25 protein-coding genes are annotated in these 25,167 nt (G+C 62.7%); 2 read left to right on the top strand and 23 right to left on the bottom strand.

What is annotated here, in order from left to right:
- Positions 1 to 40: 40 nt before the first annotated feature.
- A complete protein-coding gene (locus CLV74_RS14280; RefSeq protein ID WP_106265995.1) occupies positions 41 to 1,192 on the top strand; it encodes an alpha-hydroxy acid oxidase in 1,152 nt (383 codons plus the stop codon).
- Positions 1,193 to 1,199: 7 nt separating this feature from the next.
- Here CLV74_RS14280 and CLV74_RS14275 read toward each other — a convergent pair whose 3' ends face one another.
- The 10 genes from CLV74_RS14275 to CLV74_RS14230 form a co-directional block, all read right to left on the bottom strand.
- Positions 1,200 to 2,330, bottom strand: coding sequence for a lytic murein transglycosylase (locus tag CLV74_RS14275; RefSeq protein WP_106265993.1), 1,131 nt, complete (start codon positions 2,328 to 2,330; stop codon positions 1,200 to 1,202).
- A gap of 92 nt (positions 2,331 to 2,422) precedes the next feature.
- On the bottom strand, positions 2,423 to 3,478 hold the full coding sequence (locus CLV74_RS14270) for an MBL fold metallo-hydrolase (protein WP_106265991.1): 1,056 nt from the start codon (positions 3,476 to 3,478) through the stop codon (positions 2,423 to 2,425).
- A 127-nt stretch (positions 3,479 to 3,605) separates the two neighbouring features.
- Positions 3,606 to 4,454 (bottom strand): DUF6635 family protein, encoded by an 849-nt coding sequence (locus tag CLV74_RS14265; RefSeq protein WP_106265989.1) that lies wholly within the window; start codon positions 4,452 to 4,454, stop codon positions 3,606 to 3,608.
- A gap of 122 nt (positions 4,455 to 4,576) precedes the next feature.
- On the bottom strand, positions 4,577 to 5,533 hold the full coding sequence (locus CLV74_RS14260; RefSeq protein ID WP_245888557.1) for a D-2-hydroxyacid dehydrogenase family protein: 957 nt from the start codon (positions 5,531 to 5,533) through the stop codon (positions 4,577 to 4,579).
- Positions 5,534 to 5,613: 80 nt separating this feature from the next.
- Positions 5,614 to 5,904, bottom strand: coding sequence for a putative quinol monooxygenase (locus CLV74_RS14255; protein ID WP_106265987.1), 291 nt, complete (start codon positions 5,902 to 5,904; stop codon positions 5,614 to 5,616).
- On the bottom strand, positions 5,901 to 6,311 hold the full coding sequence (locus CLV74_RS14250; RefSeq protein WP_106265985.1) for a cupin domain-containing protein: 411 nt from the start codon (positions 6,309 to 6,311) through the stop codon (positions 5,901 to 5,903). Before CLV74_RS14250 ends, CLV74_RS14255 begins: the two co-directional genes overlap by 4 nt.
- Entirely contained in the window at positions 6,308 to 7,678 is a 1,371-nt protein-coding gene (locus CLV74_RS14245) for an NAD-dependent succinate-semialdehyde dehydrogenase (protein ID WP_106265983.1), read from the bottom strand. Before CLV74_RS14245 ends, CLV74_RS14250 begins: the two co-directional genes overlap by 4 nt.
- Positions 7,678 to 8,445, bottom strand: coding sequence for a TIM barrel protein (locus CLV74_RS14240; protein ID WP_106265981.1), 768 nt, complete (start codon positions 8,443 to 8,445; stop codon positions 7,678 to 7,680). Before CLV74_RS14240 ends, CLV74_RS14245 begins: the two co-directional genes overlap by 1 nt.
- A complete protein-coding gene (locus CLV74_RS14235) occupies positions 8,442 to 9,506 on the bottom strand; it encodes an Ldh family oxidoreductase (protein WP_106265979.1) in 1,065 nt (354 codons plus the stop codon). The genes CLV74_RS14240 and CLV74_RS14235 overlap by 4 nt, the downstream gene beginning before the upstream one ends.
- 11 nt (positions 9,507 to 9,517) lie before the next feature.
- Positions 9,518 to 10,393, bottom strand: coding sequence for an amidohydrolase family protein (locus tag CLV74_RS14230; protein WP_170108068.1), 876 nt, complete (start codon positions 10,391 to 10,393; stop codon positions 9,518 to 9,520).
- A gap of 99 nt (positions 10,394 to 10,492) precedes the next feature.
- Here CLV74_RS14230 and CLV74_RS14225 point away from each other — a divergent pair, with 99 nt between their 5' ends.
- On the top strand, positions 10,493 to 11,170 hold the full coding sequence (locus CLV74_RS14225) for an IclR family transcriptional regulator (protein WP_106265975.1): 678 nt from the start codon (positions 10,493 to 10,495) through the stop codon (positions 11,168 to 11,170).
- A 14-nt stretch (positions 11,171 to 11,184) separates the two neighbouring features.
- On the opposite strand, the gene CLV74_RS14220 is transcribed toward CLV74_RS14225, so the two are convergent.
- The 13 genes from CLV74_RS14220 to CLV74_RS14160 form a co-directional block, all read right to left on the bottom strand.
- Positions 11,185 to 12,174 (bottom strand): TRAP transporter substrate-binding protein, encoded by a 990-nt coding sequence (locus tag CLV74_RS14220; RefSeq protein WP_106265973.1) that lies wholly within the window; start codon positions 12,172 to 12,174, stop codon positions 11,185 to 11,187.
- A gap of 53 nt (positions 12,175 to 12,227) precedes the next feature.
- Positions 12,228 to 13,547: a TRAP transporter large permease gene (locus CLV74_RS14215; RefSeq protein ID WP_106265971.1), complete on the bottom strand. Its 1,320-nt coding sequence runs from the start codon at positions 13,545 to 13,547 to the stop codon at positions 12,228 to 12,230.
- Positions 13,544 to 14,074, bottom strand: a complete 531-nt coding sequence (locus tag CLV74_RS14210; RefSeq protein WP_106265969.1) for a TRAP transporter small permease — start codon at positions 14,072 to 14,074, stop codon at positions 13,544 to 13,546. The genes CLV74_RS14215 and CLV74_RS14210 overlap by 4 nt, the downstream gene beginning before the upstream one ends.
- An 8-nt stretch (positions 14,075 to 14,082) precedes the next feature.
- Positions 14,083 to 15,003 (bottom strand): SMP-30/gluconolactonase/LRE family protein, encoded by a 921-nt coding sequence (locus CLV74_RS14205; RefSeq protein ID WP_106265967.1) that lies wholly within the window; start codon positions 15,001 to 15,003, stop codon positions 14,083 to 14,085.
- A gap of 89 nt (positions 15,004 to 15,092) precedes the next feature.
- Positions 15,093 to 15,824: a GntR family transcriptional regulator gene (locus CLV74_RS14200; RefSeq protein WP_170108067.1), complete on the bottom strand. Its 732-nt coding sequence runs from the start codon at positions 15,822 to 15,824 to the stop codon at positions 15,093 to 15,095.
- Between the two features lie 59 nt (positions 15,825 to 15,883).
- Positions 15,884 to 18,448: an aconitate hydratase AcnA gene (acnA, locus tag CLV74_RS14195; RefSeq protein ID WP_106265962.1), complete on the bottom strand. Its 2,565-nt coding sequence runs from the start codon at positions 18,446 to 18,448 to the stop codon at positions 15,884 to 15,886.
- Positions 18,445 to 19,476 (bottom strand): AbrB family transcriptional regulator, encoded by a 1,032-nt coding sequence (locus tag CLV74_RS14190; RefSeq protein WP_106265960.1) that lies wholly within the window; start codon positions 19,474 to 19,476, stop codon positions 18,445 to 18,447. Before CLV74_RS14190 ends, acnA begins: the two co-directional genes overlap by 4 nt.
- A 1-nt stretch (position 19,477) precedes the next feature.
- Entirely contained in the window at positions 19,478 to 20,116 is a 639-nt protein-coding gene (gene otnC / locus CLV74_RS14185) for a 3-oxo-tetronate 4-phosphate decarboxylase (protein WP_106265958.1), read from the bottom strand.
- On the bottom strand, positions 20,113 to 21,375 hold the full coding sequence (gene otnK, locus CLV74_RS14180) for a 3-oxo-tetronate kinase (RefSeq protein ID WP_106265956.1): 1,263 nt from the start codon (positions 21,373 to 21,375) through the stop codon (positions 20,113 to 20,115). Before otnK ends, otnC begins: the two co-directional genes overlap by 4 nt.
- Positions 21,369 to 22,010 (bottom strand): aspartate/glutamate racemase family protein, encoded by a 642-nt coding sequence (locus CLV74_RS14175; protein ID WP_146134964.1) that lies wholly within the window; start codon positions 22,008 to 22,010, stop codon positions 21,369 to 21,371. Before CLV74_RS14175 ends, otnK begins: the two co-directional genes overlap by 7 nt.
- A 5-nt stretch (positions 22,011 to 22,015) precedes the next feature.
- A complete protein-coding gene (locus CLV74_RS14170) occupies positions 22,016 to 23,086 on the bottom strand; it encodes an isocitrate/isopropylmalate dehydrogenase family protein (protein WP_106265951.1) in 1,071 nt (356 codons plus the stop codon).
- Positions 23,087 to 23,183: 97 nt separating this feature from the next.
- Positions 23,184 to 24,722 carry a tripartite tricarboxylate transporter permease gene (locus tag CLV74_RS14165; RefSeq protein WP_106265949.1) on the bottom strand — a complete coding sequence of 513 codons (1,539 nt, stop codon included), beginning with the start codon at positions 24,720 to 24,722 and terminating at the stop codon, positions 23,184 to 23,186.
- A 3-nt stretch (positions 24,723 to 24,725) separates the two neighbouring features.
- Positions 24,726 to 25,157 carry a tripartite tricarboxylate transporter TctB family protein gene (locus CLV74_RS14160; protein ID WP_106265947.1) on the bottom strand — a complete coding sequence of 144 codons (432 nt, stop codon included), beginning with the start codon at positions 25,155 to 25,157 and terminating at the stop codon, positions 24,726 to 24,728.
- Positions 25,158 to 25,167: the final 10 nt, after the last annotated feature.

Raw genomic sequence — 25,167 nt, 5'->3', positions numbered from 1 at the left:
GGGCCGCCGTCTTTCTACAACGATCAAAGGCTTTCTCGCCATGGACCTGCACAGCCGATATCCCGCCATCGCGGATCTACGCGCCCGCGCCCGCAAGCGCATCCCCAAGTTCGTGTGGGAATATCTGGACAGCGGCACCGGCACCGAGGCCACGTTGCGCCGGAACCGGACCATGCTGGATCGGGTGATGTTCATGCCTTCGGTCCTGCATGGCGAATTCAAAGCGGATCTCGGCACTACCATGCTTGGCCGCACCTATGACATTCCCGTTGGCATCGCCCCCGTGGGCATGTCGGGCCTGATGTGGCCCGATGCGGAACGGCTTCTCGCGCAGGCGGCGACCAAGGCGGGGCTGCCTTATGGGATATCGACCGTGGCGACCAAGACGCCCGAAGAGGTCGGCCCCCATCTGGACGGCAACGGATGGTTCCAGATGTATCCGCCCCGCGATCCGGAAATCCGGCAGGATATGCTGGACCGCGCCAAGGCCAGCGGCTTTACCACCCTTGTTTTGACCGTCGATGTTCCCGTGGCCAGCCGGCGCGAGCGGCAGGTGCGCTCGGGCCTTGTGCAGCCGCCCCGTATCACGCCCCGTCTGGTGGCGCAGGTGGCGATGCGGCCCACGTGGGCGCGGCAGATGGCGTTCCGCAAACTGCCCCATATGAAGACGCTGGACCGCTACACCGAAAACGTGATCGCCCGAAACCCGACGGCTCATGTGGGCTATCTGCTGCGCACCTCGCCCGATTGGGACTATGTGCAGTGGCTGCGCGATGCATGGGACGGGCCGTTCGTGGTCAAAGGCGTGCTACGGCCCGAAGACGCCGCGCGGTTGGAGAGTATGGGCGTGGACGCGATCTGGGTCTCGAACCACGCGGGACGCCAGTTTGACGGCACCCTATCGAGTATCGAGTGTCTGCCCCCCATCCGTCAGGCCGTCAGTTGTCCCGTCATCATCGACAGTGGCTTTGAAGGCGGCTTGGACATTCTGCGGGCCATCGCATTGGGGGCGGACTTTGTGATGTTCGGGCGTGCTTTCCACTACGCTTTGGGTGCCTTGGGGGCCGAGGGGCCGGCCCACCTGATCGACATCCTGCGCAAGGACATGGAATCCAACATGGGTCAGCTTGGGTTCAAGACCCTAGCCGACTGTCGTGGGCAGGCCTTTATGGACCCTATGCCGCCGCGCTGAACAGCGATCAGGTCAGCATCCGCAGCAGATCGACCGAGGGCGTTCCCGTCACCGGCAACCCCGTGCGGCGCTGGTATGCCTCAATCGCGCTGCGGGTTTGGCCGCCCAATACCCCATCGGGCGTGCCTGCATCAAAGCCCCGCGCATTCAGGCCCCGTTGCAGGGCGATCCGGTCCGCCTTTGTCAGCCCGTAGACATCGGGCGGGAAGCTGCCGCGCAAAGGCCCGCCGCCCATGATCCGGTCGCTCAGATGGCCCACGCCAAGGGCGTAGGAATCCGAGTTGTTATAGCGTTTGATCACGCGGAAATTGGCCGTGGTGTTGAAGGATGGCCCGCCCGCCTGCGGTTGCAGGTTACCGCCACCGGCTACGGCCTCGGACCCCCAGCGCTGGCCGCGCTGCCAGCCGTTCCGCGCCAGATAGGCCGCGGTTGAGGCCAGTGCATCCGTGGGATCGTCCGACCAGATATCCGCCCGCCCGTCGCCGGTGAAATCCACCGCGAAGGCTTGGAACGAGGTTGGCATGAACTGGGTATGGCCCATCGCGCCCGCCCAACTGCCCGTAAAGCGGTCGGGGCTGATATGGCCCTCTTGCAGGATGCGCAGGGCGGCCATGGTCTGCTTTTCGAACATCGACCCACGGCGCCCGTCAAAGGCCAGCGTGGTGGTGGCCGACAGCACCGGAATATCGCCGCGCCGCTCACCGTAATAGCTTTCCAGACCCCAGATCGCCGCGATGATCTGCGCGTCCACGCCGTATTTGTTCTCCAGCGCCATAAGGGTGCCGCGATGGCGGGCAAAGGCCGCACGGCCCTTGGTGATCCGCTCGTCCGAGGCGGCGATGGACAGGTAGTCCTCAAGCGCGCGGCTGAATTCGGTCTGGTTGCGGTCACGCTCGACCACACCGGGCAGATAGCCGGTGCCACGGAAGGCATTGTTCAGAAAGCCGCGCGAATAACCTGCCCCCTCGGCGCGGGTGCGAAAGCTGTTCATCCACGCATCATAGGCCCCGTTCGGCACGGGACGCATGCCATCAGGCGCTGCGCCGCCAGAGGGGCCGCGATAGGCGGGCGCACCCGCGCAGGCCGCCAACCCCGAGATCATCACTCCGCCAAGAAACTGCCGCCTGTTGAACCCCATGAGGCCCCTCCCGATCAATAAATTTGAAACAAATGCTCTAACAAAGATGAGGGTTGCAGCGCTGGTTTCAAGCGGGTTTCAGGCGCAAAGGCCTAGATCGGCGGAACCTTCCAGACATCGCTGGCCTGCAGGGGGCGAAAGCGTGTCGCCTCAACGCCTTGCGCCTCTAATGCCTGATGCAAGGCGATAGCCGGATCGTTACGCCCCTCATCGGTCAGCTGGATCGTACCCCAGTGGTGTCCCACCGCATAGCGAGCGCCCATGATGCGAAACCCCTCAACCGCCTGCGCGGGGTTCTGGTGCTGATCGGCCATAAACCATTCGGGCGCATAGGCACCGATCGGCAGCAGCGCCATACGGATCGGCCCCAAGGACGCCAGCCCTTGATAGGGCCGCCCCTTGTCAAAGCCCGTGTCCCCGATGAACATCACCGCCCCTTTGGGCGAGGTCAGCACAAAGCTGGCCCACAGCGCCATCGACCGATCCTTCACCCCCCGCGCGCCCCAATGGTGGCAGGGCAGGCAATGAACCGAGGTATGCTTGAAGCTGGCCGATTGCCCCCAGTCCATCACTTGGGTCTTCAGGCCGGTGCCTTTGATAATCGTGTCATTCCCCAAAGGCGTGATCACCAGCGGATCATGGGTCTGCTGCAGCCGCGTCAGGGTCTGCAAATTCATGTGGTCGTAGTGACAGTGGGACAGCAGAACCAGATCGATGGGCGGCAGATCCTCGAACGCGATGCCGGGCGCGATCACCCGCTTTGGCCCCGCGAACGACACGGGCGAGGCACGCTCGGACCAGACCGGATCGGTCAGGATATTCAGCCCGTCCATCTGGATCAGCATTGTGGCGTGGCCCACCATTGTGATCGTCAGATCATCAACCCGCGCCGCAGGCTTGGCCGTGGCGCTCAGCGGAATATTCTCGGGCCATACTTGCCGTTCGCCCTCTCGGCGCCATTTCCACAGATCGCCAAAGCCCTTGGGCGCCGCACCGTCCGGATTAAAGAACCGCACCCCGTCGAAATGATCCGACACAGGGCCGTTGTAATAGCGGTTCCCGCCCTCATGCGCCGCATAGCCTGCACCGCCCGCAGCGGTGATCCCCACCAGCGCCCCTGCCGAGCGCAACAGATTTCTACGGTTCATCAGCGGGCCTTTGGTAACTTACAATTTTGCATGGGACAGATAGACCATGTTTCCCATGCCCGCGAAAGCGGCACGGCATGGGGCGGGCGGCCACAAAGTCGTGATCGATACGCCGGTTAAGGGACAGTTAGCCCTTGAAAACCCTTAGTAAAGAGGCAGCCATGTCCCAAAGATCAAAGACCCGCGCCAGAAAATGTTCCCGCGCAACGAATGGGCGTTCGGGCTGGCGTCCCAGCTCGGCCTCGATGGTGTGCAATAGGCGCGTCAGACGCCTTTGATGCATCCCGATCTGCGTCTGCACCGGATCGGCCAGCACCCCCGCGAAGGTGGCGATGACCGAGCCAATGATGATCAGCCCCATGATCGTCACGCTCATTAACCCTGCCGAGGGGCCAACGGGGAACATCCCGTACCACCCTGCCCCAAGGGTCACGCCCAAAGGAAAGCCCGCAATCGCGCTGTTTCGGGCGATTTCCGAGGCAATTCCCGGCGCCATCGAGATCGCCCCCGGCGTGGCCGCGTGAAAGAACACCGCGCCCACCACCAACATCACAAGGGCTGTCGTGAACTCGGCCATAGCTGTGCGAGTGCCGGAATATTCGGTCAGCGCCGCTTGGATGCGCCGCATGGCAACGGGATCATCGGCGGGCAAAGGCGTGTTGATCAGCTCGGACAGGATCACCCCTTCGACCTTTGCTGCAACAGCCGTGCGCAGCAGCAGACGCCGCCCAAGTAGCCACTGGGCCACACCGCGCAGCCCGATCTTGCGACAGACCCACGCCAACACGCGGGTGATGAACAGCAGGGGCGAGAGCATGACGTTCACCGGTGCCCGCAACAGGTCCAACCCGACGGCCGCCCTGTGCAGCCGCAAACTGCCCAAAAGGCCGAAATGACGCCCGACGAACCGCTCGATCTCGGCGGGGCTATGGCCGACGCCTGCCGTGTCGATGTCTGAGAGGGGGCTGACTGGCATAGGGGTCCGAACACGCTTTCAACATGAGCCGCAGGGTAAAGGGGCGCAGAGCGGGCGTCTATCGCCCGCCATTCCCCCTTGATATCGGAGACCATCCGCCCACCCGCAAGAGGAAGTGCCGGTCAAAGTTCCCTGATGGGCGATCCAGCCTGAAAGGCGGCGATGGCGGCGACGGTATCCTGATAGAACAGGTCCCACGTCGCTTGGGTCGTATAGCCCAAATGAGGCGTCAGCAGCAGCCGGTCGCCGAATTCCTGCGCTGCCGCGCGCCAAGGGTCAGTTGCGGGCAGCGGTTCGTCCTCAAAAACATCGATGCCCGCGGCCCAAGGGTGGCCTTGGCGCATACCGGTCCACAAAGCGTCCCGATCCACCAGCCCCGCGCGGGAGGTGTTCAAAAAGATCGCGCCTTCGGGCAAGGCGGCAAAGACCTCGGCCCCGATCAACATGCGGCTGCGCTCGGACAGCACCATATGAACGCTAAGGACGTCCGAAGATGCCGCCAGCACTGCCGCCGAGGGGGCAAAACCCACGCCAGCCTCTGCCGCGCGTTCTTCGGTCAGGTTTGGCGACCATGCGGTGACCGACATGCCAAAGGCCGCGCCCAGTTTGGCCATCTGCCCGCCGATATTTCCCAGCCCGATCAGCCCAAGGCGCAGGCCTGCCAGATCGCGCCCGATGGCGCTTTGCCAGCCGCCCTCTGCCAAAGAACGCGCCTCTGCCAGAAGCTTGCGCGACAGGGCCAACATCAGGGTCATGGTCAGCTCTGACGTGGTGGTCTTGCGCGAACGCGTCCCGCAGACGGTCACCCCCCGCGCATGGGCCGCCGCAACGTCAATGGACAGGTTACGCGGACCCGTGGTTACGATCAGCCGCAAATCGGGCAGCCCGTTGATCAGATCGGCCGGAAAAGGCGTGCGTTCGCGCATCAGGCAGATCACATCGAACCCTTGCAGGGTGTCCAGCAAATCGGCGGCGGGAATGGGCGCGGTAAAGACCGTAATGTCGCCCCCCAGACTGTCCCAATCGGCACAGTCCAGCGCCACACCCGCATAGTCATCAAGCACTGCAATCTTCAGCATTCCCGCTCCCCTTCCAATCCCTTGCGCCCACTTTGCCGATCCATCAAGGCGCGGCAAGCCCTGTCCACACGCCCGAAAGGTCAGATGACCTTGGCGCTATGGATCACCTGCGGCGGCGCGGTAAAGAACGGCCCCGCCAGTTCCCGCCAGCGCTGAAAGCCTTCGGTCTGGCGAAAGTCCTCCATATGCGCCGCGACCGAGGTCCAGCCGACGATCAGCAGGTAAGTGCCTGCCTCTTCAACAACCCGATCCAACCGGAAGGACAGACAATCCGGTGCGGCCAGAAAATGGGGCCGTGCGGCCAGCACGGTCTCTTCGAACCGCTGCGCCAGATCGGGATCAATCTTCAACGTGGCGATTTCGGTGATCATAGGCGCTTGGCCTTTTCATGTTCGTCATCAATCGTCTGCTCGATCCCCGTGGCGACCATCGTCCGCGAGGCGCTGATGTCCGCGTAAATCCAGAAAATCCGCATCAGCTTGTCGCTTTCGTTCAGAAAGCGGTGGGGCACGTTCGGCGGGATAAAGGTGGTATCGCCTGCTCTCAGGTGATGGCGCTGCCCGTCGATCTCGGCCACGGCTTCGCCCTCAAGGATCATCACGGATTCCTCGCAGTTGTGAAAGTGGACGCCGATCTTGGCACCAGGATCAAAGGCTGTGATCCCGTTGATCATACTGGTCGAGCCGCACCCCCGCGTGACCAGCGGAATGGTGCGCGCGCCGTTTCCGCGATCGTTCACGGGCAGGGTGTCAGGGCGCAGGATAGCAGGTTTGGTCATTGTGCAGGTCCGATCCAGAAGGTTTTCATATTGGTGAATTCGCGAATGCCGTATTCGCCAAGCTCGCGCCCGTAGCCGGATTTCTTGATCCCGCCAAAGGGTAGCCGCGCGTCCGAGGCAACCATGCCGTTGATGAACACCGCCCCCGCATCGATCTGGCGCATCAGGGCACGGGCAGCGCCCATGTCTTGGGTCCAGACAGACGCGCCGAGGCCGAATTCGGTCTGGTTGGCCAGCGCCACCGCGTGATCGGCGTCCCGTGCGCGGATGATCGAGGCGACAGGGCCGAACAGCTCTTCGCGGAATGAGGTGTGATCAGGCGTCACATCGGTCAGGACGGTGGGCGCGTACCACGAGCCTTCACGATCCAGCGGTGCACCGCCAAGGGCGCAGACCGCCCCGTCATTGATCGAGCGGACCACCTGATCATGCAGCTCATCGCGCAGGTTGGCGCGGGCCATGGGGCCGATCTGGGTCTCGGGGTCCATCGGGTCACCGATCTTCAGCGCTTTGACACCTGCAATGAAGGCGGCGGTGAAGGCGTCATAGACACTGTCTTCGACGATAAAGCGTTTGGCGTTCACACAGGACTGGCCCACATTGATGTAGCGCGACTTGACGGCCATCGCAGCCGCGGCAGGGATATCCGCATCGGCCAGCACGATGAACGGGTCCGAGCCGCCAAGCTCCAGCACCTGTTTCTTCAGCGCCTGCCCCGCCTGTGCGGCCACGATCTGGCCCACTTGGGTCGAGCCGGTCAGGGTCACAGCGGCAATCCGGTCATCGGCAATCATCCCCGCGACCTTGCCAGAGCCGATCAACAAGGACCGCATCAACCCCTCAGGGCAGCCCGCCTGCACCATTGCCTGCTCAATCGCGACAGCGCATTGGGGCACGTTCGCGGCGTGCTTCAGGATCGCGCCGTTACCAGCGGCCAACGCAGGGGCGGCAAAGCGGAAGAACTGCCAGAACGGGTAATTCCACGGCATGATCGCCAGCACGACCCCCAGCGGATCAAAGCAGACACCCGATTGACTGGCGTTGCTGGGGATGATCTCATCCGCAAGGAATTCCGGCGCTTTGGCGGCGTAGAAATCACAGGTGACGGCGCATTTCTCGATCTCGGCCAAGGATTCCGTGATGGGCTTGCCGATCTCTAGGGTGATCAGGCGGGCATAGTCCGTTTTGTTGGCCCGTAAGACCTGCGCCATAGTGCTCAGCAGGTTGCAACGATCTGCCACGGGCACCTTGCGCCATGACTTTTGCGCCGCACTGGCGGCGGTTAGGCTGCGATCCACCTCGGCATCATCATGAAGAGGCAGTTGCGCCAGCAACGCGCCATTGGCGGGATTGATTGAGCTTTGCATTAGAGATGTCCTTTCTGATGCCCGTCGCGCATGCCGCGCCATTGGGGCATCCAGTTCAGATGATCGGCGGCGTCCGGCAGGTATTCGAACCCCACCACCCCGCCGTAGCCTATGTTTGTCAGAGCGTTGAAAACGCCGGTGAAATCCAGATTGCCACTGCCCGGTTCATGCCGTCCGGGGTAATCGGCCACATGCACATGGCCCAAACTGCTGCCTGCAAGGCGCAGGATGGTTGCGGGGTCATGACCATCGGCGCGGGCGTGGAAGGTATCCACCAGCACCCGCAGCGGGCGGGCCGCAGCCAAAGCCAGCAGATCGTCCATGTGGGACAGGTGATAGTCAGGGACTGCGACGGTGCTGATCGCCTCAATCAGCAAATCGGGGGCGTGGGTTTCACAGAGGGTCTGGGCCACATCCAAGTTGCGCAGATAGGTGGCGCGATCCCCGCCGATACCGGCCATGGGGTGGACAAAGGAACAACCGATCTGTTCCGCATAGTGCAAGGCGCGGGCGTAGCTGTCGCGGAACTCATCCTCACGGCCCGTCTGGCTGGCAATGCCCTTTTCCCCCGCCGCGCCCATACCAGAGGTGATCTGCGCCATGTGCAAACCGTTGTCAGTCAGCAGCCGTGCCATTTGCGAGGCTGGAATGACGAAGGGGGCAGGATGTTCCACCGCCTCAAAACCCGCGTCCGCAGCAGCGGCAAAGCGGCGCTCTAATGGCAGATCGGTGAAAAGATACCCCAAGTGGGCGGAAAAGCGGATCATGCGACCTGCCCGTCCATTGGCGCTATTCCGCGGGCCGCAGCCAACGTTGCAAGGTCAGCCACCACATTGGCGGTCACCGGAATACCCCCTGCGCGGCGCGCCTCTTCGGTGCGGGCTTCAGGCTCGCCCGGCATCAGGATTTCGTCCACTCCGGCGGCGCGGGGCAGGTCCTTGATGCGGCGGTTGAACGCGTCCATCCGCGCCTCAAAGTCGGTCATGGCCATGAACAGATCGGGCCGGATGGCAAAGAACATATGTCCGACGTTCTGCGGCTCGGAATGATCGAAGTAGAGGGATTTGACGTCGCCCCCATAGTTCGCGCCCGTCAGCACCCCCGACATCAGATCCATCATCGTCCCAAGGACCGATCCTTTGACCCCGCCGAACGGCAGGCAAACCCCTTCGAAGGCCTTGGCCGCATCGGTGGTGGGGGTGCCGTCCACATCCAGCGCCAAACCCTCGGGGATCGGATCACCCTTCATCGCCGCCAGCCGGATTTTGCCCCGCGCGATCACGGTCATCGACATATCCATCACGAAAGGCGCGGACCGCCCCGCAGGCACCCCTGCGGCCATGGGCGCGGCCCCCAGAAACGCGCTGCGCCCGCCCCACATGGCAATCGCGGGGGACGAGTTGGTGAAAACCATCGAGACAAAGCCCCGCTCGATCGCTTGCAGCACATAAAGCGCGCCCATCCCGAAATGGGTCGAGTTCTTGACCCCCACCATCCCGATCCCCGCATCCGCAGCCAGATCTATTGCGGTGTCCATCGCAAGATGCGAGGGCAGAAAACCCATGGCGTTATCCGCATCAAGATGGGCCACGGCGCCCGCAACCTTTGTGACCTTCATGTCCGGTCGCGGGTTCACCAACCCCTTGTCCAGACGCTCCAGATACATGGGAATGCGGGACACCCCGTGTGAATCAAGGCCGCGCAGGTTCGCCTTGACCAAATCGCGGGCAATGGTTGTGGCGTCCGTTGCCGGCAATCCGGCGCTGGCGAAAGCGCGGGTGGCAAAGGCTTGCAGGGCCTCGGGCGTGTAGCGGGGTGACTGGTCCATGAGGCGTGTCCTTAGATGTTCACGGAGCCTGCATCGAACAGGCGTTCGGGGTTTTGGCAAAGAATGGCAGTCTGCGCGGCGGCGCTAAGGCCCGCAGCATCAAACAGGGCGGGCACCGACAGGGAATCCACCTGCCGGAAGGGCTCGATCTGGGTGATGGGCCGCTGTTTGCGCTCGGCCCCGCCGCCCGTATGAGGCCAATCCGAGCCCCAGATCAGGCGATCTGGGATCAGATCGTGAAATTCTGCAATCATCTGGCGGGCGATCTGCCGCGCGTGGCTTGCATCCAGAGACAGCCGGTAATCGGCCGAGAGCTTGACCCAGACCGGCGCGCTGTCCAGCATCGGGCGCAGCGAGACAACTTCGTCCCCGCCAGCGAAATGATCCAGAACCACCGGCACACCCGCACCCTCAATCGCGGCGCGACGGGCCAGAATTTTCGCACGGGGCGCATAGACCTGCAGGAACATCCCCGTGCCGCGCAACCGCGCGGCGGTCAGGGTAAAGGGATCACCCGAAATCGAAGCACCGCTGGCTACCAGATTGACCCGCAGCCCCCGCACGCCACCCGCATATAGATCGGCCAGCGCCTCGTCGCTGATCCGGCGCGGGTCCACCACGGCCACGGCGCGGGCGGTGGGGCCAAGGCGGCGCAGACCATCCAGCAGACAGCTGTTGTCCGTACCAAAGACGCTGGCCTGCACGATCACCGGATGACTGACGCCCCAATTTGGGTGCTGCTGCGCCAACGTATCAGCCGTAGCAGGGCCTGGCGTATAGTCGCGACCGTCCTGATAGGGAAACCGCGGATCGAACACATGCACGTGGCAATCCCAACTGCCCTTGGGCAAGCGGATCGGGTGATCCTCCATAAGCAACTCCTCCATAATTGTGCTTATCATTTACAAAAGCCAATTTGTCAGGCAATGCGAAAACCGGTGCGTTTCGCCTGACAGAACGCAACCCATTGATGAAAGGCCCATCCCATGCCCGCGAACCGTACCGAATCCGTCGAACGCGCCCTCTCGATCCTGTCCGCCTTCGGCACGCGCCGTCCCCGCATGTCGCTGGCGGAACTGGCGGCCGAGACCGGATTGCACAAAAGCACGATCTTGCGGCTTGCGGGCTCGCTTCAGATTTTTGGCTTTCTAGACAGAGATGCGCAGGGCCGCTTTGCCATCGGAGCCAGTGTGTGGCACCTTGGGCTGATCTTCCGACAAGGCTTTGCAACGGATGAGATCGTCCGCCCCGTCTTGCGCCAACTGGTCGCCGCCACGGGCGAGACCGCGTCCTTCTTTGTGCGGGCAGGCGATGATCGTGTCTGTCTTTACCGCGAAAACAACGCCGATCTACAAAAATACGGGGTCGAGGAAGGCATGCGTCTGCGCCTTGGCACCGGTGCCAGCGGGCTGGTTCTGCGGCACTTTGGCGGCGATGACACCGTCCCGACCGAACTGTTCAACAGCCGCGGCACCGTCACCCTTGATGCCACGCGGAACCCGAATATCGCATCAATCTCAACGCCCGTCTTTTCCGCCAACGGGCTGTTTTCCGGCGCGCTGACGGTCTCTGGCCCGAATGCCCGCTTTGACAGCGCCACGCGGCAAGCGGCCATTCCGGAACTGGAAATGGCCGCTCAGGAACTGAGCGGCCAGATGCCATAGGGCACAGCAAAGGCTTAGTCGGCGGCGATCGCCTGAAGACGCTCCATCACGGCCCCACCGACCAGATCGGTGCCAAGTTCCTGCCAGACGGGCTGCATGGCTGCGGCCCAAGCGGCGCGGTCCTCGGTGGAAAGGTCATGGATTTGCACGCCCTCGGCTGCCATGAACTCCAGCGCCTCGGCGTTGATGCGGGCGTTCTCAATCATGTTCCATGCGGTGGCCGCATCCAGCGATGCTTGCACACCGGCGCGGACCTCATCTGACAGACCATCCCACCACGCCTTATTCGCACCGACGATGTAGAACGAATACTGATGCTCGGTCTTCGAGATGTGGTCCACGAACTGATAGGTCGAGGAACCACGCCACGCGTTCGGCGTCACTTCGGCAGCGTCAATCACCCCTTGTTGCAGGGCGGTGGGGCTTTCGGACCAGTTGATACCCACGGGGTTTGCACCTGCGGCCTCCCATGTTTTCACAAAGATCGGCGCCGATTGAACGCGGACCTTCAGACCTGCGGCATCCTCGGGGCGCTGGATGGCTTTGTCCGCGTTATAGCCCAGATCACGAGGGCCGTTCATCCAGACGGCGACCACCTCGATGTTCTGTTTTTGCAGATCGGGCAGGATCGCGTCGCGCACCACCGGATCGGCCATCGCCTCTTGGATCTTTTCGGGCGTGTTCAGCAGGAAGGGCAATTGCAGCGCCCCGACCTTCGGCGCGACCGAGCTATAGACCCCCGCCGTGGGCGAGATCAAATGGGCCGCGCCCAATTGCAGGCCCTGAATCTGGCTTTGCTGGTCGAAAAGCGTGCCCGAGTGGTGCATCTCAACCGCGACCTGATCGCCTAGACGGGTTTCAAGTTCATCGACCAGCACTTCAAAGGTCTGACCTTTCAGGCCCTTTTCGTTATTGTCGTTCGACAGGATGATCTGGACCTGCGCCTGCGCAGCGGTGCTTAGGGTCAGGGCCGCCAGCAACGCGGCCGTTTTCAAAGTTTTCATGAGGTCTCCTCCCTCTTGAGTTGAGTTATTCAGTTTGGGGTCTTGGGCCCGCCTCAGCGCATGAGGTCGGGCAAAGTCATGGAAAGGGGTGGGAAATAGGTGACGATCAGCAGGGTGATCACCGTGGCGATGGTCCACGGCAGCGTGGCGCGGAACACCTGCAACACCGGCATCCCCGAAATCGAGCTGGCCACGAACAGGTTGATCCCCACGGGCGGCGTGATCAGGCCAAGTTCGATATTCACCACCATGATGATCGCGAAATGAACAGCATCGATGCCAAGGCTTTCGGCGGCAGGCACCAGCAGCGGGGCAAAGATCAGGATGGTCGGCACGCCTTCCAAAAAGAACCCGACGATCACCAGCAGGATGTTCACGCACAGCAGGAACACGATAGGCGACAGGTTCCAATCCACCACCAACTGCGCCATCGCGGCGGGGATGCCGACCTTGGTCAGAAAGAAGCCGAACAGCAGCGCATTGGCGGTGATCCAGAAGATCATGCCCACGCGGGGACCGGTTTCAGCGGTGATGCGCAGCACATCGCGCAGGGTCAGTTCGCGGTAAACAAAGAACCCGATCACCATCGCCAGCACCGCAGACACGGCTGCCGCCTCAGTCGGGGTAAAGATCGCTCCGCCATCGTTTTTCCAGCCGAACAGGGTGAATTCGGGAAAGCCGTAGATGCCGACCACAATGAACACCGGCAGCGACAGGGCGGGCAGTGCGCTGCGGAAAGCGCGGTTCAGGTCTTTCAGGCTGGCGCGGGGCCGGGTCTGGATGCCTTCCTTACCCGCCAAAATCCGCGCTGTTGCCAGAAGCAGCACCCCGTAAAGCAGGCCCGGAAAGATGCCTGCCATGAACAGCGCGGGGATCGAGGTTTCGGTCACAAACCCGTACAAGATCAGCGGGATCGAAGGCGGGATCAGGATGCCGATGGCCCCCGATGTGGCCAGCGCCCCGACCGCGTATTTCTGGGAATAGCCCTCTTTTAGCAGAGACGGATACAGGATGTTCCCAACCGCCGCGACCGTCGCGGGGCTGGACCCCGAGATCGCCGCGAAGAATATGCAGGTCAGCACCGTGGTCATCCCCAGACCGGCCTTGAGGTGACCGACCATCGCGCGGGCAAGGCCCACCAGTCGCTGCACCAGACCGCCTTGCTCCATCAGGCCAGCGGCCAGAAAGAAGGACGGGATCGCCATCAGGGTAAAGTGGTTCAGGTTCGAAAACAGCTTTTGCCCGATAATCCCGTCCGCAATAGGCGAGAACAGCATCGAGGTCACCACAGCCGATCCCCCAAGCGCCACAGCAATGGGCGCACCGATCAGGATCAGGCCGAAAAAGGCCGCAACAAGGGTCAGCGCGATCATGTGTCCGCTCCTTTGGTCATACGTTCGCGGTAGTCGAATTCAGGGGTGTGGGTGGCCGGCGTGCGCCACAGGACGATGGCCAGCAACCCATAGCGCAGGGCCATCAGGGCGGTGATGATCGGGATGACCAGAAACGGATAGACCTGCTTGATCTCTAGCTCTGGGTGCAAAGCATTGATCATGTTCAGGAATTTTCCGTAGAACACCGCGTCTGACAGGTAGAAAACCACCAGCGCAAAGGTCGCGATCAGCGCGGCACAGTTCATGGCGGCGGCGATCTTGGGCGGCATCATCGCGGGCAACAGCTCGACCCGCGGATGGCTGCCTTCGCGCACAGCGCGGACCGCGCCGAACAGCATGGCCCAGACCAGCGCGGTGACCAATCCGGCCTCAAGCCAGTGCACTCCGGTGTTGAACAGATAGCGCAAGACCACCTGTACAAAGGCCATCGCCAATCCGGCCAGCGTCAGGGTGACGACCATCAAGGTCTCAAAGGCGCAAAGCGCCCGATCAATTTTCTGGATCATTGGGGGCCTCAGCTGTGGCTGAACATGAGTTTGCCCGCGAAGGGCAGGCGAACACGCAGAATCGAGGAGGTTTCCGCCTCGGTAATAAACAGGTCACGGTTGTCCGGCCCGCCAAACGCCATGTTGGCCGTCAGGATGCCGCGCGGGCTGCGAATGCGGTACATCGGCTCGCCCAAGCGGGACATGACCCAGACGGTGCCAAGACCCATGTGGCCGATCACCAATTCGCCATTCTCGCCAAGGGCCAGACCGTCCGGACCCGCCAATCCGCCCGACAGCTGGATAAACGTGCCCGTTTTCGCGACAGTCCGACCCTCTGGAAGAAACCGCACACGCCACACGGCATTCATACGGGTGACGGCAAGGTAAAGTTGGTTTTCTTCTTCATTCAAGACCAGTCCGTTCGGGCTGGGGATGTTGTCGATCAGACAATCCAACGCGCCCTGCGCTGACAGGCGGAACAAACGACCATAGGGGGCGTGCAGGCCGCTTTGCCCTTGGTCGGTGAAATAGAGATCACCGTTCGCCGCGAAATGCAGGTCATTCAGGCCATAGAAGCGCTCTAGCCCCGGACGGGTCAGATAGGGTTCCACCTTGCCATTGACCGGATCCATGACCATCAGCCCGTGGGCGTGATCGGCAATGAAAATGCGGCCATCCTTATGGATTTTCAGGCCATTCGGCTCGCCATCATATTGGGCAGCAACGGTAAATTCACCATTCGGATCGCAGCGCAAAATCCGGCCATGACAGATATCGACGCAATAGAGGTTCCCGTCGCGGTCAAACGAAGGCCCCTCAAGGAAGGCACGGAACTGTTTACCCGGGTGCTGCACGCTGCCCCATGCGGATCCATGATCCGGTGCCATGTCTTGCGGCACTTGGGCAAACACCTCTGCCTCCAGCTCGGCTGGTGGTGCAAAAAACATCTGGCCTCCTCCAATTGGCTTTTTAAATGGATAAAGCCGAATCAAAGAAGCGGTCAATGCTTTCTTGGTCTAATCCCGTAAATGAGTATTCATTTATCGGTGCGCACCGTCGCCGAGTAACGGAATGAGAACTCTTCCACGTAGCTGCTCTCACCATGAACCAAGGGGCGGTCTTCGATATCGTAGATCGTATGGGACCGGACCAGCAATGGCGCGCCATTCATAACACCCAAGGCCTGCGCCTCTTCCGCTGAGGCGACAGTGGCCCGAAGGGCGGCATCAATGCGTCCGATCTGCACCCCGAGATCGTCCTGAAGGATCGAATGCAGCCCTTTGTTCAGCAGCGAAGACATGGGCAAATCCATCGCTAAAAGGGGCGAGAAATAGCGCAATTCGATCCCGATACAGGCTTCATCAATGTGGCGCGTTCGGCTTAAGGCATAGACTTGCGCCTGTTTTTCAAGGCCCAAACGTAATGCCGCGCGGGCGGACACTGGCCGCAGGGCAAAGCTGAGCAGCCGGTAGCTGACCGTATCGCCGCGCAAGGCGGCTTCGGTTTCGAACGACTGGATGTTGTGGATGTCCAGATCCACCTTCATGCGCATGTCGCTGTCTTCGCGGCAGGCGAACGTGCCCCGCCCCGCATAGCGCCGCACCAGACCTTCTTCGGCAAGGCGCGTCATCGCGGCCTGCACGGTGGAGCGGCTGACCCCGAATTCCTCGGCGATCTGTTTCTCTGTGGGCATCTTGCTGCCCACCGCGACCTTGCCACTGCGGATTTGCGTGGCGAAATGGTCGAAAATATCTTGGCGTCCCTGCATATGACCTCCTGCTTTGCCGTAATGATTACTCATTTACGCAAAGCAGGGCCAGAATTGGTTTACGACATCGCCTGATCAAGGATTGTCCGCAGGACGCCGCCGTTGCGTAGCAGGGCAACTTCGCGGGCGGTTTCCACGGCGGCGCGGGCGGTGATGGTTTCGCGCTGGCCATTTGCCCGCTGCAACGTGATCGGGACCACGCAATTGGGGCTAAGGGCATTGGCAGGCAGATCAATGTGCAACCGGCAGGCGGGCGTCAGCCCCGCCTGCGCAGGCGTCCAATCAGGCAGGATCACCGGCAAAACGCCCATGCCGATCAGGTTCTGCCGGTGGATACGCTCAAAGCTGCGGGCCAGAACGGCGCGGGTGCCTAGCAGCGCTGCCCCCTTCGCCGCCCAATCGCGGCTAGAGCCCATGCCGTAACGCTCGCCCGCAAGAATGACAGCGGATTGCCCCACCTCGCGCAGTTCCTCGGCGGCTTGGAACAGCGGCAGCCTGCGACCATCGGCCAAGGTGGTCCACGAAGGCGGCAGATCATCGGCCAGATAGTTCCGCGCCAGACGGTTGGTGAAGAGACCGCGCAGCATGACCTCCCAATTGCCGCGATACGAGGCGTAGACATTCAGATCATCGGGATCACCGCCCCGCTCGATCAGCCATTGGCCTGCTGCGCTCTCGGGCGAAATCCACCCCGCCGGAGAGATGTGGTCTGTGGTCATATCATCCCCCAGCACCGTCAGCGGCGCGGCGCTGTAGGTGCCAAGGCGGCAGGTCTCATCGAAAGAGGCGAACTTGGGACGGCGCAGATTGCGCGAGGTCGGCGCCCAAGGAAAACGCGGGCTTTCAGGCGCGTCAATCGCCGCCCAATCAACGTTCGCTGCGGCCTGAGCAAAGGCGGCGGGCACATCGGCAGGGTTCAGGGCGCGGTTCATGGCAGCGGCGACCTCATCACTGTCGGGCCAGATATCGGCCAGATAGACCGGCCCCTTCGCGCCCTGCCCCACGGGGTCGCGGGTGATGTCACCACGGATCACGCCGCACAGCGCATAGGCAATGACCAGCGCAGGCGAGGCCAGATAGGCCAAGTCCAGCTTCGGATGCACACGGCCCGGAAAGTTGCGGTTGCCCGACAGCACAGCGCAGACCGCCTTGCCATCGCTTAGCGCCGCTTCGATCACCTGTGGCAGCGGGCCGGGGTTGCCAATACAGGTGGTGCAGCCATAACCGACGATGCCAAAGCCAAGCGCCTCAAGGTCTTGCAGCAGACCGGCGCGGGCCAGATAATCGCGGGCCGAGGGCGAACCAGGTGCCAGCGACGTCTTGACCCAATCAGGCACGCGCAGCCCCAGCCCCCGCGCATTGCGGGCCAGCAGTCCCGCAGCAATCAACAAAGCAGGGTCCGAGGTATTGGTGCAGCTGGTGATCGCGGCGACGCCAACGGCTCCGTCCGGCACGCCGTCGCAATGGGTCAGGGCGCGGCCAATGGCGGCCTCGATCCGTGGGGCGGCCTCGGACGGGGCGCAGCGATCCTGCGGGCGGCGCGGGCCGGAAATGGTGGGCGACAGGGCAGACAGGTCCAGCGCGATTTCGCGGTCAAAGAGGGGATGCGCGGCGGGGTCGAACCACAGGCCCATCGCGCGGAACGCGGGTTCAATCGCATCCACCAGCGCCTTGGGCCGCGCGGTCATGCGCAGGTAGTCCACCACCGCGCCATCCACCGCAAAGAACCCCGTTGTCGCCCCGTATTCGGGGGCCATATTCGCGATGACCGAGCGTTCAGACGCTGAAAGACCCGACACCCCCGGCCCGAAGAATTCCACGAACGCCCCCGTCACGCCCAATTCGCGCAGGCGGTGAGTGATCTCCAGCGCAAGGTCAGTGACCAGAACCCCTGCGGGCAAGGCTCCGTCCAGCCGCACGCCGACCACATCCGGCATCGCCAATGAGGCAGGCTGGCCGAACATCACGCTTTCCGCCTCAAGCCCGCCGATGCCCCAGCCCATGACGCCGATCCCGTTGATCATCGGCGTGTGACTGTCGGTGCCAAGCAACATATCGGGGTGCATCTGCCCGTCCCGCATCTCCAGCACGGTGGCCAGTTGCTCAAGGTTGATCGTGTGCATGATACCCGTGCCGGGCGGGTTCACATGCACGCCCTTCAGGTTCAGCCCCGCCCATTTCATAAAGGCATAGCGTTCGTGGTTGCGTTGGATCTCGATCGCGATATTGCGCTGCGCCGCGCCCATTTCAGCATAGATTTCCACCGCCAGCGAATGATCGACCGAGACCTCGACCGGCAGGCCGGGGGTCAGGCGTTCGGGATCACCGCCCGCCTCGGCCAGTGCATCGCGCAGACCGGCAATATCGGCCAGCGCGGGGGTGCAGGTGGTGTCATGCATCAACAGACGATTGGGGCGAAAGGTGAATTCGAACCCGTCACGCTGGTTATTTGCACGCGCTTCTAATGCCGCCAACAAAGGCGCGGGATCACCGGTTTCGCGCAGGTGGTTTTCTGCCAGAAGACGCAAGACATGGGGCAATCGCGCCAGATGTCCGCCCAAGACCGCGGGCAGGTCCACGTATCGCCAATCAGATGCGTTCAGGGTCATGGTTGTCTGGATCATGGTTCTGTCTTTCCAAGGATGGTCAAAAGAGGCGGCGCGGCGAATAGGGCGCAAAGCACTCGGATAATGTGGTGAAGGGCGACAAAGGCGGTCTCTCGCCCCATGGCGATGGCGATCAGGGACATCTCGGCCAGACCGCCGGGGGCATAGGCCAGCAGCAGCGCCAGCGCGTCCCCTGCCCCAATGCGGGCCAGCGCCAAAGCCGCCCCCAAGGCCAGCGACAGCTGCACCGCCACCACCGACAGGGCCGCCAGCGCCACCGCCGCCAGATCGCGCAGGGCAAAGCCCAAAAACCGCGCCCCCACGTTCACGCCGATCATCACCTGCACCATGCGCGAGACTTCGGGCGGGACGTGAAATGCACTGATGGCGCCTAGATGCAGCGCCGCCGACAGGGCCAGCGGCACGGTGACCAGCGGCACCGGCAGCCGCGTCCAGCGATCCGCTGCGACCCCTGCGGCGACGCAGAGCAGGAACCAACCCCAGTCGGGCATGGTCATATGTACAGGCGGCAGGCGGTCGGCGCTGGCAATCGCGATGCCGAAAATGCCTTGGGCCAGCAACGGGATGGCTAGGATCGATAGGGCGATCCGCACCGCATGAACAATGGCCACACGGCGGGCATCGCCGCCTGACTGTTCGCCAAGGATGATCATCTCGGTGATGCCGCCGGGCATCGCGCAAAGGGCCGCGTCCATGCGGCCAAAGCCGAAGCGGGTGCTCAGGATGCGAAAGTTCAAGGCTCCGGCAAGGGCCATGACGGCGAACATGGCCAGAATGGTTGGCCACCAGCCTGCAAGATGGCCCAGAACCCCCACGGGGATCGAGGCACCAAGCATCGCGCCCACTGCCCCTTTGACCCACGGCATCAAGGCGACCGGCTGCGCGGCGGGCAGGCGAAGTAGCCCCGCAAGGACCATCGCCAGCTTTGCGCCGACCAACCAGCCCAAGGGCACCCCCGCCTTAGCGCAGGCCCAACCGGCAGCCAGCGCCGCCAAAAGGGTCAGAGAGGCCCGCGCGATCTGCATTCTATATCCGCCCGAAGGTGGCTGTCAGCTCGGCCACTTGGGCGCTGGTCAACATCCGCAGGGGCAAGCCGCGCAGGGCGACCAGCAGTTTGCAGGTCTCTTCCAATTCTTCCGCCGCCGCCACGGCCGAGGCCAGCGTTCGCCCCGTCACCACCGGCCCGTGGTTGGCCAGCAGCATCGCCCCATAGCGCCCCTTTAGATCGCGGATCATCTGGCCCATACACGGATCACCGGGCTTGACGTAAGGCAACAGTTTCACCGCGCCGACCCGCATCACCACATAGGGCGTCAAGGGCGGCACGCAGTCATCGGGATCGGTGTCCTCCAAGCATGACAAGGCCGTGGCCCACGTGGAATGCAGATGCACCACCGCCTGCGCCTCTGGCAGAGTGTCCAGACAAGCCTGATGCAAAAAGACCTCTTTCGTGGGCTTATCGCCGCTGATGTGGTTACCGTGCAGGTCCAGTTTGGAAATCCGCTCGGCCTCCAGATCCCCCAACCGCACATTGGTGGGGGTCATCAGCATACCGTCGGGCAACCGGACCGAGACATTGCCTGCCGTGCCGACCGAGAACCCTCGGTCAAAAAGCGATTTGCACAGGCGCACCATTTCGGTGCGGGCGGTTTGCTCAAGGCTCATGCGGTGCCCTCCATCAAGGCCAGCGCCTTGGCAAAGAAATCAGTGCTGCCGAAATTGCCGGACTTCAGGGCCAGCGTGACGCCGCCTTTCAGGGACAGGACCGGCACGCCGGGGTCGATCTCTGGGCCGATCTGCATGGCGTCTACGCCAAGGGCGGCGCTGACCGCTTGCGCCACCGCGCCCGAAGTCTCGCCCCCCGCGACCACCAGCCGTTTGACCCCTTGAGCCACCAACTGGCGGGCGGTGTCTGCGAACAAGCCGTCCAGCTTTGCCGCCACGGCGGCACGGCCATAGCGGGTTTGCAGGGCGGCAACCTCATCTGGACTTCCCGATGAATAAGCCAACGGCGCGTGGCCCGCGTGGTTGGTGATGAAATCCACCAATGTTTGCGCGGTCACACTGCCTGCCATCACCGCAGGCACATCAATCGCCAAGGTCGGATGGTTGCGGGCGTGATGCTCTACCTGCCCCCGTGTCGCGCCAGAGCAGGAACCGGCCAAAATCGCCTCAAAGCCTTGAACGGGGGTAAACGGCACCTGCCCGCCGCTGGCTTGACCCGCACGGATAAAGTTGCGCGGCAGTCCAAGCGCGATGCCCGAGCCGCCAGTCACCAGCGCCCGCCCCTCAAGCGCCGCGCCAAGGGTCAAGAGGTCCGCGTCCGAGACCGCATCCAGAATGCAAAAGTCATCCACCATCGCGGCGCGGATGGCCTGCGCCCCCTGCGCGACGGTGCTGAACGGCACCACCCCGACCGAGGCCCGCGTCTGCCGCGACAGAACGCGCCGCAGGTCAGGGTCTGTCATGGGGGTCAGGGGATGGTTCTGCATGCCGCTTTCACTAAGCAGGCGGTCAAAAACGAACAGATGCCCCTGATAAACCGTGCGGCCCGTAGCGGGGAAGGCAGGACAAACGGCCACCCCGCGCTGGTCCAGTGCAGTGGCCAGCGCCTCGGCCACGGGGCCGATGTTGCCCGCGTCGGTGCTGTCGAAGGTCGAGCAATATTTGAACACGATCTGCTCGCACCCTTGGGCCAGCAACCAGTCTAGCGCCTTGAGACTGTCCGCGACTGCCTCATCCACCGGACACGACCGGCTTTTCAGCGACACAACCCCTGCCTCTAGCCCATCCGGCGCGGGGCTGTCCGGCACGCCGCAGAATTGCGCGGTGCGCAGGCCCCCTTCGGGGGCAACGCCCTTGGCTAGCGTATTGGCAATATCGCTGCCGCCAGTGAAATCATCTGCGATGACGCCAATCAGCATGTCTTGTCCTTTAGTAACTCTTGAAGCCTGCGCACGGCGGCATCGGGGCTGGTCAGAATGCGGGCATCGGTCAGGCCGCGCAGCCCGTCTGCCGCGCCTGCCATGGAAAAATGCGCCAGCATCAATGTGTCGGCGTCGATGTCCTGCACCGCCGTCGCCAGCAGGCGATCATGAGTTGCCGCATCCCCAGCCTTCAGCGCCTCAAGCGCGCCAGAGACGTGGACACAGGGCAAATCCTGCCCGCAGGCATCATGGTATTCGCGGGCCATGCCTTCGGCAGCGGGGCCGAAGGTGTACAGCATCACCACCTTGCCACCTGCGCGGATCGCCTCATCAAACATGGCCTCATTCGGTTTCAGCACCGGAACGGGCAACCTTGCGGCGGCCTCTTCGATTCCGCTGCCGAAAGACGAACAGGTGAAGAGGATGGCGTCAGGCGCCATCCCCATAGCGTAATCGGCCAGCGCATTGATCCGCTGATCCAACACCTCCCGCGTCGCCCGTCCGGAGGCGAGGTCTGAGGAGAGACCTTCGTCCAGCAAAGAGACCGTCTGCACCTGCGGCCAGAGGAATGCGAACGCACGCTCGACAGGTTCAATGGCGACGCGGGTGGCATGGATCAGGACAATGCGCATGGGGATCACGCGTTCAGAGCTTCGGCCACATAGGTGCCGAAGGTGTCGGTGTTGACCGAGCCGCCAAGGTCGCGGGTGCGCTTGGCCGGATCGTCGATCACCGCATCCACAGCGGTCATGATCGCGTTGCCCGCATCCATCAGCGTTTGCACGCCGCGCTGTTCCCCCAGCCAAACCAGCATCATCGCTGCCGACAGGATCAGCGAGGTGGGGTTGGCCACGTTCTGACCCTGAATATCGGGGGCCGAGCCGTGTTGCGCCTGCGCACAGCACAGACCGGTCTCCGCATTGGCGTTGATCGAGCCCGCCAGCCCCAAAGAACCGGACAGCTCGGACGCCAGATCCGACAGGATATCCCCGTAGAAGTTGGTGGCGACCACCACGTCATAGATCTGCGGCTGGCGCACCAGCAGGGCGGCAAAGGCGTCAACGATCTTGTCGTCGGCCTCGACCTCGGGGAAGTCTTTGGCGACCTCGCGGAAGCACTCAAGGAACAGACCGTCGGTCATCAGAAAGCTGTTAGCCTTGTGGATCGCCACGACCTTTTTGTTGCGCTGCATCGCCAGTTTGAACGCCTCGCGGCAGATGCGCATGCAGGATGCGCGGGTGATTTTGCGCACCGACAGGGCCATGTCGGGATCGGGCATCATCTCGCCCACGCCTTTGTACATGTTGCGGTCGGGGTAAAAGCCCTCGGTCGCCTCGCGCATGATCACCAGATCCATGCCGGGGGCCTTGTTAGGGATGTAATCGCGCGACCGCGCAGGGCGGACGTTGGCGTAAAGGTCCAGCCCGATACGGAAGCCCGCCGACACATTGCGCCCGCCTTCAGCCACGGGCGGATAGTCCATGTGGCTTTGGGTGCCAAGGATCACACCGTCAAATTCACTACGCGCACGGTCCAGCACATCTTGGCGCAGGGTGGTGCCGTATTTCTTGAGCGAAGTGAAACCGCTTTCCGCCTCTTCAAAGGTCAGGCCAAGTTCGAACTTTTCGTTCGCGGCCTGCACCACCTTCAGGGTCTCGGCCATGATCTCGGGGCCGATGCCATCGCAGGGCAAATACATGATACGCATAAGAGTCTCCTGTCGCGTTCGCCGGCAGCACGTTTGCTGCGGCGGGAAAATAGGGGCCGTCCGGCAGCACGTGCCGGACAGCGGTTTTCAAGAAAGATCAGTCGCCTTCCGCGATCTCGTCGGACAGCGCCGCCTGCTTGCGGCGCAGAACACGGCCCACCACGATGGGCGCCAGAAAGCCTGCAATCGCAACAACCCAAAGGACAATCGCCAAGGGCGAGCCGACAAAAATCGACCAGTCCCCGTCAGAGATCGTCATGGCGCGGCGCATGTTAACTTCCATCTCGTTGCCCAGAAGGATGCCAAGGATGATCGGCACCATCGGCACGTCCAGCTTGCGCAGCACCCAGCCCATCAGGCCAAAGCCCACCATCAGCATCACGTCAAAGGTCGAGCCGGTGATCGAGTAGATGCCAACGAAGGAAATCATCGCCACCACAGGCATCAGGATGCGCGTCGGCACCAGAAGGACGCGGGTGAACAGACCCACCATCGGGATGTTCATCAGCAGCAGCATAACGTTGCCAATGAACAGCGCCGCGATCAGACCCCAGACGATATCGGGGTTCTTCTGGAACAGCAGCGGGCCAGGGGTGATGTTCAGTTGCAGCAGCACCGCCAGCAGAACCGCCGTGGTTCCCGATCCGGGCACACCCAGCGCCAGCATCGGCACCAGCGCCCCGCCCGAGGCCGCGTTGTTGCCCGCCTCGGGGGCCGCCACACCGCGGGGATCACCCTTGCCGAAGGTCTTGTTGTCGGGGTCCACGGTCGAACGTTCCACCGAATAGGCTAGAAACGATCCCAAAGACGCCCCTGCCCCCGGCAGCACACCGGCGATAAAGCCGATCACCGTCCCGCGCCCCATGGTGGGGATACAGCGGCGGACCATCGGCCAATCGGGCATGATGCGACCGATCTTCATCGCGCCGGAATTGCCCACTGCGCCGCCTTTGTGATGCTCAAGGAAGATGAACACTTCGGACAGGGCAAAGAGGCCAACGATGGCGATCAAGAAGTCGATCCCGTCGTAGAGGTGGATTTCCCCGAAGGTGAACCGCTGCGATCCGGTCTGGCTGTCGCTGCCGATCATGGCAATCCCCAGACCCAGCGCCGCCGCGAAGGCCGACTTTGCCTGATTGGTCGAAGAGATCCCCCCAAGGGTCGCGAAAGCCAGCGTGAACAGCACAAAGTACTCCGCAGGGCCAAACAGCAGCGCGATTTTCACCAGCTGCGGCGCCAGCAGCACCAGACCCCATGTGGCAAAGAACGCACCCACGAAAGAGGCGATGCCGGACAGGGTCAGCGCCTCGCCCGCGAGGCCCTGTCTCGCCATCGGATAGCCGTCCAGACAGGTCATCATCGCAGGCTCGTCACCCGGAATATTCAGCAGGATCGAGCTGATCCGCCCCCCGTACATCGCGCCATAGTAGACACTGGTCAGCAAGATCAGCGATGCCGTCGGCCCCAGCCCCAGCGAGAACGCAATCGGGATCAGGATCGCCACGCCATTGGCAGGCCCCAGACCGGGCAGCGCGCCCATCAAGGTGCCAAGGAAACAGCCCATCAGCGCCAGCAGCAGGTTCTGCCAGGTCATCGCGATCAGGAAACCGTCGCCTAGGTTGGATAGCATTTCCATATCTCAGAACCCCCACGGGCCTTTGGCCAGCGACAGGCCAAGCACAAGATGAAAGACAACATAGATCCCGACCGAGGTCGCAGCACCCGTCACAAGGGACCACAAAGGCGGCGTGCCAAGACGCCATGTCAGATAGGCGGTGGCAAAGACGGTCGGCACCACAAAGCCCGCGGGCGACAGCGCCCAACCGTAAAGGAACATCACCGCACCGGCGAAGATGATCTCGGCCAGATCACGCAAACCGGGCCAGACCGGATCGGGATCGGGAAGGATCAGAAAGATGATGGCGCAGATGCAGATGATCGCGCCCACGATGTAGGGAAAGGCACGGGGGCCGACCACATCGCTCATGAAACTGTCGGGGATGATCGTCGCGGCCCAAAGGTAAAAGATACCAAGGGCCAAACCGACCGCGCCGAATATTCGGTCACTCATAAGGGTCTCC

It is taken from the genome of Donghicola tyrosinivorans (assembly GCF_003003355.1).
In the GTDB taxonomy this organism is placed as follows: Bacteria; Pseudomonadota; Alphaproteobacteria; order Rhodobacterales; family Rhodobacteraceae; genus Donghicola; species Donghicola tyrosinivorans.
This window is presented reverse-complemented; position numbering and strand designations above follow the sequence as displayed.

What these genes read in the sequence shown, in the direction of transcription:
- CLV74_RS14280 (WP_106265995.1), top strand. Translation starts at nt 41, where the DNA reads ATGGACCTGCACAGCCGATATCCCGCCATCGCGGATCTACGCGCCCGC.
- CLV74_RS14275 (WP_106265993.1), bottom strand. Translation starts at nt 2,330, where the DNA reads ATGGGGTTCAACAGGCGGCAGTTTCTTGGCGGAGTGATGATCTCGGGG.
- CLV74_RS14270 (WP_106265991.1), bottom strand. Translation starts at nt 3,478, where the DNA reads ATGAACCGTAGAAATCTGTTGCGCTCGGCAGGGGCGCTGGTGGGGATC.
- CLV74_RS14265 (WP_106265989.1), bottom strand. Translation starts at nt 4,454, where the DNA reads ATGCCAGTCAGCCCCCTCTCAGACATCGACACGGCAGGCGTCGGCCAT.
- CLV74_RS14260 (WP_245888557.1), bottom strand. Translation starts at nt 5,533, where the DNA reads ATGCTGAAGATTGCAGTGCTTGATGACTATGCGGGTGTGGCGCTGGAC.
- CLV74_RS14255 (WP_106265987.1), bottom strand. Translation starts at nt 5,904, where the DNA reads ATGATCACCGAAATCGCCACGTTGAAGATTGATCCCGATCTGGCGCAG.
- CLV74_RS14250 (WP_106265985.1), bottom strand. Translation starts at nt 6,311, where the DNA reads ATGACCAAACCTGCTATCCTGCGCCCTGACACCCTGCCCGTGAACGAT.
- CLV74_RS14245 (WP_106265983.1), bottom strand. Translation starts at nt 7,678, where the DNA reads ATGCAAAGCTCAATCAATCCCGCCAATGGCGCGTTGCTGGCGCAACTG.
- CLV74_RS14240 (WP_106265981.1), bottom strand. Translation starts at nt 8,445, where the DNA reads ATGATCCGCTTTTCCGCCCACTTGGGGTATCTTTTCACCGATCTGCCA.
- CLV74_RS14235 (WP_106265979.1), bottom strand. Translation starts at nt 9,506, where the DNA reads ATGGACCAGTCACCCCGCTACACGCCCGAGGCCCTGCAAGCCTTTGCC.
- CLV74_RS14230 (WP_170108068.1), bottom strand. Translation starts at nt 10,393, where the DNA reads ATGGAGGAGTTGCTTATGGAGGATCACCCGATCCGCTTGCCCAAGGGC.
- CLV74_RS14225 (WP_106265975.1), top strand. Translation starts at nt 10,493, where the DNA reads ATGCCCGCGAACCGTACCGAATCCGTCGAACGCGCCCTCTCGATCCTG.
- CLV74_RS14220 (WP_106265973.1), bottom strand. Translation starts at nt 12,174, where the DNA reads ATGAAAACTTTGAAAACGGCCGCGTTGCTGGCGGCCCTGACCCTAAGC.
- CLV74_RS14215 (WP_106265971.1), bottom strand. Translation starts at nt 13,547, where the DNA reads ATGATCGCGCTGACCCTTGTTGCGGCCTTTTTCGGCCTGATCCTGATC.
- CLV74_RS14210 (WP_106265969.1), bottom strand. Translation starts at nt 14,074, where the DNA reads ATGATCCAGAAAATTGATCGGGCGCTTTGCGCCTTTGAGACCTTGATG.
- CLV74_RS14205 (WP_106265967.1), bottom strand. Translation starts at nt 15,003, where the DNA reads ATGTTTTTTGCACCACCAGCCGAGCTGGAGGCAGAGGTGTTTGCCCAA.
- CLV74_RS14200 (WP_170108067.1), bottom strand. Translation starts at nt 15,824, where the DNA reads ATGCAGGGACGCCAAGATATTTTCGACCATTTCGCCACGCAAATCCGC.
- acnA (WP_106265962.1), bottom strand. Translation starts at nt 18,448, where the DNA reads ATGATCCAGACAACCATGACCCTGAACGCATCTGATTGGCGATACGTG.
- CLV74_RS14190 (WP_106265960.1), bottom strand. Translation starts at nt 19,476, where the DNA reads ATGCAGATCGCGCGGGCCTCTCTGACCCTTTTGGCGGCGCTGGCTGCC.
- otnC (WP_106265958.1), bottom strand. Translation starts at nt 20,116, where the DNA reads ATGAGCCTTGAGCAAACCGCCCGCACCGAAATGGTGCGCCTGTGCAAA.
- otnK (WP_106265956.1), bottom strand. Translation starts at nt 21,375, where the DNA reads ATGCTGATTGGCGTCATCGCAGATGATTTCACTGGCGGCAGCGATATT.
- CLV74_RS14175 (WP_146134964.1), bottom strand. Translation starts at nt 22,010, where the DNA reads ATGCGCATTGTCCTGATCCATGCCACCCGCGTCGCCATTGAACCTGTC.
- CLV74_RS14170 (WP_106265951.1), bottom strand. Translation starts at nt 23,086, where the DNA reads ATGCGTATCATGTATTTGCCCTGCGATGGCATCGGCCCCGAGATCATG.
- CLV74_RS14165 (WP_106265949.1), bottom strand. Translation starts at nt 24,722, where the DNA reads ATGGAAATGCTATCCAACCTAGGCGACGGTTTCCTGATCGCGATGACC.
- CLV74_RS14160 (WP_106265947.1), bottom strand. Translation starts at nt 25,157, where the DNA reads ATGAGTGACCGAATATTCGGCGCGGTCGGTTTGGCCCTTGGTATCTTT.